General features: G+C 37.2%; 12 protein-coding genes and 1 pseudogene. 3 read left to right on the forward strand and 10 right to left on the reverse strand.

The window, feature by feature from the left end; genetic code table 11:
• Positions 1-8: 8 nt before the first annotated feature.
• Positions 9-920, forward strand: a complete 912-nt coding sequence (locus ND812_RS04290) for an ankyrin repeat domain-containing protein (protein ID WP_265374415.1) — start codon at positions 9-11, stop codon at positions 918-920.
• 50 nt (positions 921-970) lie between these two features.
• Here the strand turns inward: ND812_RS04290 and ND812_RS04295 are convergent, their stop codons facing one another.
• The 8 genes and pseudogenes from ND812_RS04295 to rpmH all read right to left on the reverse strand — a co-directional run bounded on the left by ND812_RS04295 (position 971) and on the right by rpmH (position 7,807).
• Entirely contained in the window at positions 971-2,590 is a 1,620-nt protein-coding gene (locus tag ND812_RS04295) for a hypothetical protein (RefSeq protein WP_265374416.1), read from the reverse strand.
• A 75-nt stretch (positions 2,591-2,665) separates the two neighbouring features.
• Positions 2,666-2,917, reverse strand: a complete 252-nt coding sequence (locus tag ND812_RS04300; protein ID WP_265374417.1) for a hypothetical protein — start codon at positions 2,915-2,917, stop codon at positions 2,666-2,668.
• 81 nt (positions 2,918-2,998) lie between these two features.
• On the reverse strand, positions 2,999-4,384 hold the full coding sequence (gene mnmE, locus ND812_RS04305) for a tRNA uridine-5-carboxymethylaminomethyl(34) synthesis GTPase MnmE (RefSeq protein WP_265374418.1): 1,386 nt from the start codon (positions 4,382-4,384) through the stop codon (positions 2,999-3,001).
• Positions 4,377-5,108 (reverse strand): RNA-binding cell elongation regulator Jag/EloR, encoded by a 732-nt coding sequence (jag, locus tag ND812_RS04310; protein WP_265374419.1) that lies wholly within the window; start codon positions 5,106-5,108, stop codon positions 4,377-4,379. The genes mnmE and jag overlap by 8 nt, the downstream gene beginning before the upstream one ends.
• A gap of 28 nt (positions 5,109-5,136) precedes the next feature.
• On the reverse strand, positions 5,137-7,086 hold the full coding sequence (yidC, locus tag ND812_RS04315; protein ID WP_265374420.1) for a membrane protein insertase YidC: 1,950 nt from the start codon (positions 7,084-7,086) through the stop codon (positions 5,137-5,139).
• A gap of 3 nt (positions 7,087-7,089) precedes the next feature.
• Entirely contained in the window at positions 7,090-7,317 is a 228-nt protein-coding gene (gene yidD, locus ND812_RS04320; RefSeq protein ID WP_015676762.1) for a membrane protein insertion efficiency factor YidD, read from the reverse strand.
• Positions 7,314-7,619: pseudogene (locus ND812_RS04325) on the reverse strand (ribonuclease P protein component); the annotation flags it as partial. The pseudogene ND812_RS04325 and the gene yidD, both read right to left, overlap by 4 nt.
• 26 nt (positions 7,620-7,645) lie before the next feature.
• On the reverse strand, positions 7,646-7,807 hold the full coding sequence (gene rpmH, locus ND812_RS04330) for a 50S ribosomal protein L34 (protein WP_081431642.1): 162 nt from the start codon (positions 7,805-7,807) through the stop codon (positions 7,646-7,648).
• A gap of 210 nt (positions 7,808-8,017) precedes the next feature.
• Between rpmH and ND812_RS04335 the strand changes: the two genes are divergently transcribed.
• The gene (locus ND812_RS04335; RefSeq protein ID WP_265374421.1) at positions 8,018-9,094 is read left to right on the forward strand and encodes an MltA domain-containing protein; all 1,077 of its coding nucleotides are present in this window, start codon (positions 8,018-8,020) and stop codon (positions 9,092-9,094) included.
• A gap of 34 nt (positions 9,095-9,128) precedes the next feature.
• On the opposite strand, the gene ND812_RS04340 is transcribed toward ND812_RS04335, so the two are convergent.
• Complete coding sequence (locus tag ND812_RS04340; RefSeq protein WP_265374422.1) at positions 9,129-9,794, reverse strand: TetR/AcrR family transcriptional regulator; 666 nt, start codon at positions 9,792-9,794, stop codon at positions 9,129-9,131.
• Positions 9,795-9,924: 130 nt separating this feature from the next.
• Between ND812_RS04340 and ND812_RS04345 the strand changes: the two genes are divergently transcribed.
• The gene (locus tag ND812_RS04345; protein ID WP_265359006.1) at positions 9,925-10,581 is read left to right on the forward strand and encodes a DAPG hydrolase family protein; all 657 of its coding nucleotides are present in this window, start codon (positions 9,925-9,927) and stop codon (positions 10,579-10,581) included.
• Positions 10,582-10,838: 257 nt separating this feature from the next.
• On the opposite strand, the gene ND812_RS04355 is transcribed toward ND812_RS04345, so the two are convergent.
• Positions 10,839-11,750, reverse strand: a complete 912-nt coding sequence (locus ND812_RS04355; RefSeq protein WP_265374423.1) for a cation diffusion facilitator family transporter — start codon at positions 11,748-11,750, stop codon at positions 10,839-10,841.
• Between the last annotated feature and the right edge of the window lie 42 nt (positions 11,751-11,792).

Below are 11,792 nucleotides of genomic sequence, written 5' to 3' on the forward strand. Positions count from 1 at the left end.
TTACAAGAATGAGTGTCATTGATGTTGCAAAGTCAGGTACAATAGAAGATTGGGATTTACTTCTAAAAGAAGGAGCCGATCCCAATGAACTGGATTCTTATGGAACTAACGCTCTCACTTGGATGTTAAAAGTTGACAATGTGGATTTGTTCCAACATGCGATCACAAAGGGAGCAGACCCCAATTCGCCTTACCGAACTCCTGGCAATGTGATCTTTGATGTGGTCAGCCAAAACCGCACACAATTTTTAAATGCACTGATCACTACTTCACCAATATGGAAAAACTCACCTAACCTTCTCACACGAGACAGAGAAGGGAATACTATTTTTCATATCGCTGTTTTGGAATCCATGGAAACTCTTTGGGAGTCCATCCATCCGTGGATCACTGAGGAAGTGATCTCATTACGGAATGAAGCCGGTCGTTCTATTTTTTTAGAAGCAGTGGTAGAGAATCGATTTGAGATTGTCTTGTATCTGTTAAAAACCTTTCCCCAAGTGAAAGACCATCTTGATCAAGAAGGGAAAAATGCACTGCATTTAGCCTCAGAAAGGAATCTGGATGAAGTTTGTGCCATCCTTTTAGAAGATGATAGTCTCAATTTAGAAACAAAGGATCAATTTGGAAACACAGCTTTGTTTTTATCTGCTTCTTGTGATGGGGTGGAGTCTTTGAAGGAACTTCTTTATGCGGGAGCAAATCCATTTGTATGGGGTGAAAATGAGGAATCGATTACTAGGTTACTTGACAGAGAAAAATTTGGGCATTGTCTCAAAACATGGAAAGACTTTGTGATCCAAAAGGCCATCTTAGGAGATTCTTATCCCCTAAGAGAGAAAATGATCCAATACATCAAAGTAGAAAAACCCTTTAAACCAGAAGAGCTCGCCAAAGCAAAGTTAGTGGATTTAATTTAAATTGAATGAATTCAAATTAAATTAAATTAAATTAAATTTACATCAACCTATCATTTTTGAGGAGTGGAATCATCTCCATAAAATTTCGGACCATAATTTCCTTCTCGGTCTGTATGGTTTCGCTCCATTCTAGGACGTTCAAATGTAAAATGTTGTTCGATATTGGTTTTAAAAGGTGCATTCTCTGGTGAAGCACCATACTGTTTGAGTTCCGTAATTTTTAAGACAGTCCTTGGGTGTTTGCCAAGCCTTCCTTGGAATTGAAAAAACGATGCAACAGATGGATCAACTGTATGGTGGCCGTCTGGGTCTTGGAATGCTTTTTGGTTCACCCATCCTGGTTCTTCCCACATCACAAGTTTCTGGATTCTTTGTTTTACCATCAACCGCGCATCCACATAAACAGTTGTAGAACCTTCCATTTCATTTGAATTAGGTTGGCTCTGAGGATTCGGTTTTTGTGTTCCAGGTCCTATTTTAACAGATGTTAACTCTGTTTCGGAAAGATCTGCTGGAATCACAAGAATTGATTCCTTTGGGTCAAAGGTTGGAAACACGTCCCAAGGATCTGAAATATAATTGAATAAAAAATTCCCAGCATTGAGTTTTACCGTATAGCCACCGTAAGCTGAAGTTGGGTTTCCACCATCAGCCCCCATATTTCCTTTTGCGACGTACAGGATAGGATGATTTTTTACGGAATTGATATTTCGAAAGTCTGTATCGAGTAAAATATGATCGTGTCCTGTGAGTAAAATGCGTTTTGCTTTTCCCTCTTTCGAAATGAGTAGTGCATACGATTCCAAGTCCCCTTGGTGGATGTTTCCAAATTGAGTAGGTCCTTCATTCCAATCATACCAAATCCAATAGGAAATTACTATATCCCCATTTCCAACTTCGTACCAATAATTCAAATCATCTCGAAATCCAGGTAAAGCTTCCGATTGTGTTCCAGACACTGTCGATTGTGCATAACGAGCATGATAATACAAATGGGTTGGATTTTCGATTGGTATAAAATCTGGAAAATCTACGTAGTTCCAAGTGGATTGCCCTTTGGTTTTCCTGCGGATATCCTTTTCTGGTAATGGGTATTCTTTTTTAGCAAAGAACTTGGAATACTTTTCGATGTTAGACGGAAGGTATTTCTTATCTTTATGGAAAACAAGGATGGGAGAAAATTTTTTAGCAATCTCTTCTTGGATTCTGTTTGGGATTTTGTTCTCTTGCGACAGAAATCGAAATTCTTTTGTGATGTTAGGACCTGATTTTGCTATGTTTGCGGGTGAATACCAAAATGGATTATGGCCAGGTGTAAATTTACCATGCACTCTTTCGATTCCAATGATTCGGATTGCGAAATGTGTCCAAGCTTTCGGCAAAGTGAAACTAGTTTTTCCAGTGGTTACATTCGATTTGATTTTTCCAATTTCAAGTTTATTCTCTAAGATAGGAACATAACATTCTTTAGCTGTTGTGTCTGGACAACGATAGAATTGGAATGATAACGAAATGGTTTCTCCTATTAACTCTTGCGGAATTGATGTTAGTCTGATTGAAAATGTAACTTCATTCGGAAGTTTCAAATCTGGATTTTTTTCGGGAGTTGAGTTACATTGAAAGAGTGTAAAGAATAAGAATACGGGTAGAATTAGGTTTTTATAATGCATGGTTCGTTTCAAATCGGATAGAGGAATAAAAAAACCCCTGGAACCAGGGGTTTTTGAAGATTAAGAGAGAAAGGATTACTCAGCGTCTTTTTTTTCTTTTTTCTCTTTTTTGGCTTTCTTAGCTTTTTTAGCCTTTTTCTCGCCATTTTTGTTATTCTTTTTTTCTTTTTTCTCACCGTCTTTATTGTTCATTTTGTCTTTCTTAGGTTTAACGGTTTCAGAAGCCTCGTCTGATTGCATAGTAGGCTCTTCGTCTGCCACTGCTTGAGCAAACAAACCAAAACTGCTGAAAGAGAAAAGAGTGAGAATCACAAGAAATTTTTTCATTTTTTACCTCGTATCGAATGTGCGACCAATTAGATACTAATTCGATGATTATACAAGATTAAATTTTAAATCTGCACGGAATTATTTTCCGACACAGAATTTGCTAAAAATTCGCCCTAGAATTTCCTCATTTTCAACGACACCATTTACTTGACCAATTTCTAACAATGCCCGATTGATTTCTTGGATATAAATTTCAGCAGGAGCATTGTTTTCCATGAGTTGGATGGATTCGGATAAACAAGATTCAATTTTTTGAATGTGATACCTTTGGCGGTCTTCTAACAAAACTAAATCTTCCGTATTCTCCTGAGAGGTAAGTTTTAATTTTAATAAATTCAGTAATTCGGAAATTCCTTGTTTTGTTTTGCAGGAAATTTCTGAAATGGTTAGGTTGTATTCTTTTTGGATGTTTTCTAAATTTTTTAAATCCCAGGTTGGATGTTTTGCATCAACTTTATTGGCTACAAGAATTGATTCAAATAAACGATCTTTATGTTTATTTAGAAACGAATCGATCTCGAAAGGAACTGAAGTATCGATCAAAAGTAATTTCACATTAGCACTGTCTGCTTCACGTTTACTTCTTTCGATTCCCATTTGTTCGATGTTATCAGTAGTTTCTCTGATCCCAGCAGTATCAACTAAACGTATTGGGATTCCATCCAAACTCAATTCTTCTGCGATATAATCTCTAGTTGTGCCAGGTACATCTGATATAATGGATCTATCTTTTCCGATGAGTAAATTCATGAGGCTCGACTTACCAGTATTCGGTTCTCCGAATAATACGACAGTCGATTGTAAGATGAGAGATTCTGCTCGTTCGGAGTTTTTGATTAATTTAGAACATAAATTTTTAAGATCCACCATTCGGTTTTTTCTTTGCTCTAAACTTTCAAATGTTAAGTCTTCAGTCGAAAAATCAATTTCTGCTTCACATTCAGCTTTGAGTGATATTAAATCACTTCTGATTTTTGAACTTAATTTTGTGATTTCGCCAAATACGTTTTTTTGAGCGAGTTCCAATTCGTATTTGGACCTTGCTTCAATGAGTCGACTAATGGCCTCAGCACCGGACAAATTGATTTTCCCATTTAAATAAGCACGTTTCGTAAATTCACCTTTCGAGGCAGGTCTTGCTCCTTTATCAAAAAGGACATGAAGGGCACGTTTTAATAAGATAGGATTTCCATGGAGATGGAACTCTGCTAGATCTTCACCTGTGTAAGAGTTAGGTGCTGGAAAATAAAAAAATACAATTTGGTCTAAGGGGTTTCCATTTTCAACAAAGTCACAAAAAATGGCGGTGCGTTTTTGGTTTTGTAAAAATGTTTCTGTGAGGGCAGTTCCGTTTTTTTCTAAAACAGAAAGGGAGATGGGCAATACCAAAGAACCCGAGACCCGAAGGATACCAATCGCTCCGGGACCTTGGGCTGTGGACAATGCCGCAATGGTATCAATCAAGATCTTCTTGGTCTACTCCATCTGCAAAGTCTTCCACTGGTAGACCTTTTTTAGAAGGATCTTCCAAATCTTTGTATTTATGTTTTTCTTTTGCGGAAATCACTCGGACTCGTTTGAATGTTCCGTTACCTTCTGATCTTGTGAAGACTCTTTCGTCTTCTTGGATCGCCATGTGAACAATTCTTCTTTCGAAAGGATTCATTGGATCGAGAAGTTTTGATCTACCTGATTTAATCACAGAAGCTGCAATAGACTTCGCCAATCGAATGAGAGATAACTCGCGTTTGTCGCGATAAGATTCAATATCTAAAACAATTTTTCGGTTGTGTCGGATTTTTGGATCTACCATCAAGTTGAGGAGGAATTGGAGTGAATCTAATGTACCTCCACGTTTTCCGATGATGAGTCCAGATTCTTTGCTTGTGAGTTCGACATAAATTTTTCCGTCTACATCACCCATTCCCACTACTTCTGCGGGGATTCCCATTTTTTTCAAAATAGTGATGATCACACCGTGTATGATTTTTTCAGAAGGGATATCGTTGTTAGCAACAAACGCGCGTACAACGGCTGGTTTTTTTTGTGTGATTCCTAAAAAGCCGGACTTTCCGGAATCTACTACTTCGAATCGTAAATCGCCTGCTTGGAGACGAAGGGTTTCGAGAGTAAAATCTTCTGCTTCCCCTTTCGTTTTTCCTTCGGCTTCGAAAATGTAATTATTCATCTGTGATCTTCCTTGTTAAACAATGATTTCATTTCTTCTTTTTGTTTTGGTTTCTAAAACCTGGTCTTGCAACCGCAGAAGTGTTGTTAGCAGGTGTTGGCCCACTTGGATTTGGCTTTTTGTCGTCTGACTTAACAAACTTGTTTGTATACACTTGTTGAGCGATGGATAGAATGTTTTGCATGGTCCAATACATAGTAACCCCTGCAGGCATTGACCAGAAGAAGTATAACATGATGACAGGCATCATATACATCATCATCTTTTGGTTAGGGTCAGTTGATACAGTTGTCATTTTTGACTGAACGACTTGTGTTGCGACCATGATGAGTGGCAGAATGTTAATGGCAAGAGCCCCAATAAATGATAATTTTGGAGTTGTAAACACAGTGTCTGGTTCACTCAAATCTTTGATCCAAAGGAAAGGAGAATTCCAAAGGTCTACTGTATCCGAGAATGCCGTATAAAGAGCGATAAAGATCGGAATTTGAATGAGCATCGGAAGGCAACCCGCCATAGGATTGGTTCCATTCTTTTTATAAAGTTCAATCGTCTTCTCTTGTTTGAGTTTTGGATCATCCGCATACTTTTCGTTGATGAGTTTGATTTGCGGAGATAACTCTTGCATCTTTTTCATGGACTCAGCTTGTTTTTTGTTCAGAGGATAAAAAGCTAACTTAAACAAAATTGCAAAGATGACAATCGCCCATCCATAATTCGGAATCACTAAATAGATCTTTTTTAAGATCCAAACAATTCCGTTTCGAAGTGGTGTTGTGATCCCTTGGTTAAAGGATTTATCGAGTGATTCACTAAGACCTGCAAATACAGAGTCTTTGTTGATTTTTGGATCGAGTTTGCTATCTCGGAAGGCTGTTCCATCTAACTCACGAACACCAACATACGCTGCATAATCTAAGTTTACTTCCTCGCCAGGTCCTAATTTCCAATTGTCGTAAACAAGAAGGACACCAGTTTCGTTGCCTTTTCGGTTATCTAAAAGGACTCCGGCCGGTTTATCATCTAGCGGGTCAATGACACCAATGAAATAACGGCTTCCTGTTCCCACGAAGTCAACTTTATCGTTAGAACCTTTTTTGATTTCATATCGAGGGTCTTTACCTTCATTGGAACCAAAAAGATTATCAAAAAATCCTTGGGTCGTTGTGCCATCAATATGGTCTTTAAAACTTCCATCTAAATAGTAGTAACGGAAGTAATGTGCATTGTCTCGGTCATTGAAGTCTTCTTTTTTCTTTAAGATGGGACCAAGGGAACTAAAGGAACGAAAGTAAACATCAGACTTAGTTGGAGAGATGTGAATGGTCTCAGAAGTTCTGTTTTTTAAAGTTAAATGGAACTTAAAGTAATTTTCAGAAGGGAAAAATTGGAATTTTTTCTGAATTGTGAATTTACCATCGAGCGATGGTGCTTCGAATGTAACTGTTTTTGTTTCTGCATTATAATTTGAGCTAAAGTTTACGAGGTTATATGCGGAATAAGGAATGGTATCTTTGTCTTCAATGATGTTGAAGTCAAAACCTTGGCCTCTTGTGAGTTCCACTGCTTTTTCTGTTTGGCCATCAAATTCAATTTGGAATTTCGGATCTTTTGCGATCGTAAATTCAGAACCATCTGGTTCTTTATGATCTTTGATATAGTATTCTGTGATCCTTCCACCTAAACTTGAGAAACGAACCAAGAAGGAATCAGTTTTGAGAGAAAATGTTTTTTCCTCTTCTGGTTTGACTGGTTTTAGTTTTGGTGATTCCGTTGTGGCTTTTTTGATTTCTGCTTTTGGATCAGTTGTTGCTGTTTTTTCTTTATCAGCACCTTCTGTTTTTGCGGTTTCGGTTACAGTTTTTGGTTTCGGCGTTTGTGGTGGAAAAAAGATATAATTGATTCCCATCCATACTGCTAAACTTAAAAATAAAGCGAGGAATAATCGACCTTGTCTGTTGTTGGTATCGTTTTGCATAGTTTAACTCTTGTTATAAGATTTCGGTAAAGGATCATGTCCACCTTCATGATAGGGGTGGCATTTAGAAATTCGAATGATGCTAAGAACAAACGCTTTGTACCATGGATAGGTTTCAAACGCTTGTTTGGCGTATTCAGAACAGCTAGGAGTGAATCGGCATGACGGAGGTAATAGTGGAGAGAGCAGTTTTTTGTAGAGGAAAATGAGAAACAAAAACAGCCGATTCATGGGAATTGTTTTAGTGCCGAAAGGAATAAAACCTCTCGGTCTTCCTTAGATAACTTCGCAAATCCAACCTGAACAAGTAGGGCACAATCGTATCCTACTGGCAAAACAGAATTATATTTCCGAACCAGTTCCCTGAGGATTCGTTTTGAACGGTTGCGAAGAACGGCAGTTTTGTGAGTTTTATCGGGGCAAAATAAAAAACTGGCAAAAGGAAGGCCGTTTTTCCGAACAAGCCAACGAAGTGGAGGCCTGCCCATTTTTCGATTCTGACGAAAGAGTTCCTGGATCCTGGTTTGGTCGCGAAGGGTCTCCGAAGGAAGCTCCTAAATTAGAACTTTCTCCCGATTTTTTCGTCGGAAACAGTCAACTTAGCGCGTCCTTTTCTTCTTCTGTTCGCTATCACATTTCTTCCGCCTGGGGTAGCCATTCTGGCTCGGAATCCGTGAGTTCTCACGCGTTTAATTTTACTCGGTTGGAATGTACGTTTCATGAAACACCTAATTTATCTATATATGATCGCAAAAATATGAGGTCTTTTGAAAGGTTTTTGGTACCCCCATGGAAGTCAAGGGGAATTGGTAAAAATGATTGGACACTCCATACCTTATGAGACATAAGACTATTTTCGCAGGTTTTAGCCAATAAAACTAGACTCGCTTTTTTCCATCGTGTTGAAACAATTCCTGTAACAATGGACAGAATGAAACGATTCCTCATTTGCCTATTCTCTCTTTATTTGGTTCCGTTTTTATGGACCCTTCCTGCGAAACCCACAAAGCCAAATCATAAAATTCTAGATAAGAAGTCAGAGTCAATTGCCTTACAAGTTGCAATCCAAGAATCGATCCAATACCTGCAAAAACTCCCTATGGATACAAAATTTTTAATCCAAGGGGAAACCATTACTCTCAATGATATTTTGTTCCCACTGAGAGAGATCCAAAAACAAATTCAGGGAAACAAACACTTAGATTTACTAAAAGAGATTCGAAAACAATTCAAAGAGGTAGAATTGAAACCCAATTCCGAATCTCCGCTCATCACTGGTTATTATGAAGTGCGAATCCAAGGGAGAACAAAACCAAGTGGAAACTATTTGTATCCAGCACTTGTCCCACCAAAGGAGAATTCCAAAGAGACTCATTCGAAATTTTATCCTAGAGAGTATTGGAAAGAAGAATCCCATTGGAAAACCGTTTCCCAACCGATTGTGTATCTAACATTAACCGATCTTCATTTAGCACAATTGGAAGGATCTGCTCTTGTCCAAACAGAAACAAAAGAAATATTTAGGATCAATTATGCCGCAGACAATGGATTTGATTATTTGAGTCCTGCTATTCATTTAACAGGAGTTTGTCCAAGTTTAAAACCATATGAATTAAAATTTTGTATGGAGACAAATCCTAAAGAAGTTTCCGAAGCCATTTGGAAAAATCCAAGATATATTTTCTTTGAAAAAGAGATCCTACCGAAAAAACAACTTTCAGATCAAATGATCGGACCATTGGGAAGTGGAGGGATCCGACTTGTTCCCGAACGTTCTGTTGCGATGGATAAACAAATCCCTCTTGGATTTCCAGTGTTAGTCAGTTTTAAGTCAATTCAACAGACATATAACGATCATTTGGTGTTTGTCCATGATAGAGGAAATGCCATCCAAGGAGAAGGTAGAGTTGATTTTTATTTGGGTAATGAAACCGGAGTTGACAAAATTGCCAATCATTTACTCACAAAGGGAAAAGTCATTTTGTTTGTGCCAAAGAGAGAAAAGTAAAAGCAAACGAATCTTTGTTTATTGAAATGATACTTCATTTCTGTTCCTTTCGGTTGGATATACCTTCGTAAAAAATTGAAAATATAGATTCGATTTCACGATCCACATCAATCGGAAACTTAGGTGCTAATATAAACTTTGTGATGATAAAACTGGCTCCTAAACTAAAAGAGACTCTGACAATTTGATTGAGATCTAAATCCTTTTTGATCTCACCTTTTAATTGAAAATTTCGATAAGCTTCAATCGAAGTATCATATAAATTTGTTTTCCATAAATGCCCAAAAATTTCAGCGAAGTCTTTGGAGAAGAGTATGGCTCCGAGTAAAAGTTTTAATTTTTGAGGTTCTTTTGCAACTGATTCAAACCTAGCTTTTAAAATTGATATGAACCATTCTTTAAAATTTCGATGTTGTGATTGGATTCTATCTTTTAAGTCTGACATATGATTTGGCAAAATAGTCGACAATAAAAGACCAGCTAATACACGTTTGTATAAATCAAATTTAGTCGGAAAGTATTTGAACAATGTTCGTTCTGTAGTACCTGCTTTTTTAGCAAGTTCTGCCGTAGTTGCACCGCTAAATCCCAATTCGGCAAAAATTTCCTCTGCTGCATCTACGATCTCTTTTTCTTTTTCAGATTGTGGATTTTGATACGCTGCAAATTCACTTTGTAGCATTTTTAAGGTCAGTTTCATTCTAGGTTTTGATCTCGTTTTACATCATTTTTTCTTAACCTGAATTTTTTTCGATTGATTTTTTGTATAGTGTTTACTTTACCTTATAAGAAAGGAAGTATAGTATTCACTATACCAAGGAGAATCAGGTATGAAATCTGTAAAATTGGGGTTACCTCCTCATCGTGGAATAACGTGGAATCCAAAGACGATGGAATCAGCCGAATCGGGACGGGAAATATTAGCAGATGGAAGGGTCAAATATTGGATCAAACATGATATCCTGAAAGGTGTTTTTCCAAGAATGTTAGTTTGGTGGTTCCAACATTTGGAAGGTACAATGGAATACCAAGGTAAGGTATTAGATCGATATCATGTTTGGCATCCTGAAGATCATGTTCATGTCAGTTATGAAAAAACAAATGAATCGGGTAAAATTGGGCCAGGTGCGGTGTTACGGATTGTGGAATACTTAGGAAGACAAAAACGATATTTGGTGAATGTCATCAGTCCGATCGAAAAATTAGATGAAACTGGATTTATCCACAATCCTAAATTGTATGGAATTCTTCCCATAGCCCGAATGGAATATCAATTCCAAGAAACGAAGGATGGAACACTCTATGAAAACTGTTTGATTGTTGGATGGAAGGGAATATCATTTCGAATTCTTAGACCTGTATTTGAATTTTTATTCTTTGATCGAAAACATGGTCAATATTGGATCAAACATAATATTGAAGAAGTGGGACAGTTCCAAAATTTTTTACCCGAATTATTTAGGAGTCAGAATGAAAGTTTACGGTGATCACCAATCAGGTAATTGTTACAAAATTCAGTTACTAACTTCTTTCCTCAACATTCCATATGAATGGGTTGATTTAAATATTAAAAAGGGAGAAACACAAACTGAAGCCTTTTTACAATTGCTGATATTAGTTTATTTGCGTATACCCATGTTGCTCATCAAGGCGGTTTCGACTTAACAAGTTATCCAAATATTCGCATGTGGATTAAAAGGATACAATCGATGGATTCATTCCAACCTATGAAGCTAAACTGAGTTTAATTAGGTTGGAGTTTGCATTGTTCTGCGTCAGTTTCAAGTTCGATTGTCGTATGGATGATTTCAAACTCAGAAGCAACTTTTCTGATTTCTTCTTTTAAGAGTTGAAACTCACTTAAGTTTATTTTTTTGTCCATCAAAACATGAAGGGATGCAACATGATGGTTTCCATCTAAACTCCAAATTTTAATATCGTGAACTGATTTGACTCCCTTGATATTTTCCCAATGTGCAATGAGTTCGGATCGATTGAGTGAGATAGGCACTCCTTGCAGAAATACACGCATGACTTGTTTTGTATTCCGATAAGCATTGAATAAAATCCAAACTGCAATTCCAAGAGACATCAAAGGGTCAAACCAAGGTAAATTCCAAAAATACATAAAAATACTACCAATGAGTACAGCAACCCAACCCAAAATATCTTCGAGGAAGTGCAAAAAAACAGCTTTTTCGGAAAAACTAGATCCACGATTTAAACGTACCATCGCAATTCCATTCACAACAACACCAACAATTGCGAGGACAAACATGGCATCAGCTTTTGATTCCGCAGGGGAAATAAATCGTTTGATGGATTCAATGATCATAAAGATGGATCCAACAGTTAACAATACAGATATAAATAAGGCACCTAATATCGAAAAACGCCTGTATCCATAATCAAAATGAAGATCATTTGGTCTTGTTGAAACCTTTTGTAAATACCAAACAAATGCAAGTGAAAGAGCATCGCCAAAATCATGAAACGCATCTGATATAATAGCGATGCTATTGGAATAAACTCCTCCAACCAATTCAAATAAGGAAAAGAATAAATTTAAGAAAAAAGCCCAAGCTAAGTTTTTAGAAGAGGAAGAGATGTCAGTATGTGAATGGTTGTGATTGGAATGATTGTGTCCATGTCCCATAAGGTTAATGTAACACTGATTGAATTTGTGTGCAACTAGTAA

It is taken from the genome of Leptospira limi, assembly GCF_026151395.1.
Lineage (GTDB): Bacteria > Spirochaetota > Leptospiria > Leptospirales > Leptospiraceae > Leptospira_A > Leptospira_A limi.

Bases quoted from the DNA above. Each gene is read 5' to 3' on its own strand.
- ND812_RS04300 (WP_265374417.1), bottom strand. From the start codon at position 2,917: ATGAAAAAATTTCTTGTGATTCTCACTCTTTTCTCTTTCAGCAGTTTT.
- jag (WP_265374419.1), bottom strand. From the start codon at position 5,108: ATGAATAATTACATTTTCGAAGCCGAAGGAAAAACGAAAGGGGAAGCA.
- yidD (WP_015676762.1), bottom strand. From the start codon at position 7,317: ATGAATCGGCTGTTTTTGTTTCTCATTTTCCTCTACAAAAAACTGCTC.
- ND812_RS04335 (WP_265374421.1), top strand. From the start codon at position 8,018: ATGAAACGATTCCTCATTTGCCTATTCTCTCTTTATTTGGTTCCGTTT.
- ND812_RS04295 (WP_265374416.1), bottom strand. From the start codon at position 2,590: ATGCATTATAAAAACCTAATTCTACCCGTATTCTTATTCTTTACACTC.
- ND812_RS04345 (WP_265359006.1), top strand. From the start codon at position 9,925: ATGAAATCTGTAAAATTGGGGTTACCTCCTCATCGTGGAATAACGTGG.
- ND812_RS04355 (WP_265374423.1), bottom strand. From the start codon at position 11,750: ATGGGACATGGACACAATCATTCCAATCACAACCATTCACATACTGAC.
- ND812_RS04290 (WP_265374415.1), top strand. From the start codon at position 9: ATGAGTGTCATTGATGTTGCAAAGTCAGGTACAATAGAAGATTGGGAT.
- rpmH (WP_081431642.1), bottom strand. From the start codon at position 7,807: ATGAAACGTACATTCCAACCGAGTAAAATTAAACGCGTGAGAACTCAC.
- yidC (WP_265374420.1), bottom strand. From the start codon at position 7,086: ATGCAAAACGATACCAACAACAGACAAGGTCGATTATTCCTCGCTTTA.
- ND812_RS04340 (WP_265374422.1), bottom strand. From the start codon at position 9,794: ATGAAACTGACCTTAAAAATGCTACAAAGTGAATTTGCAGCGTATCAA.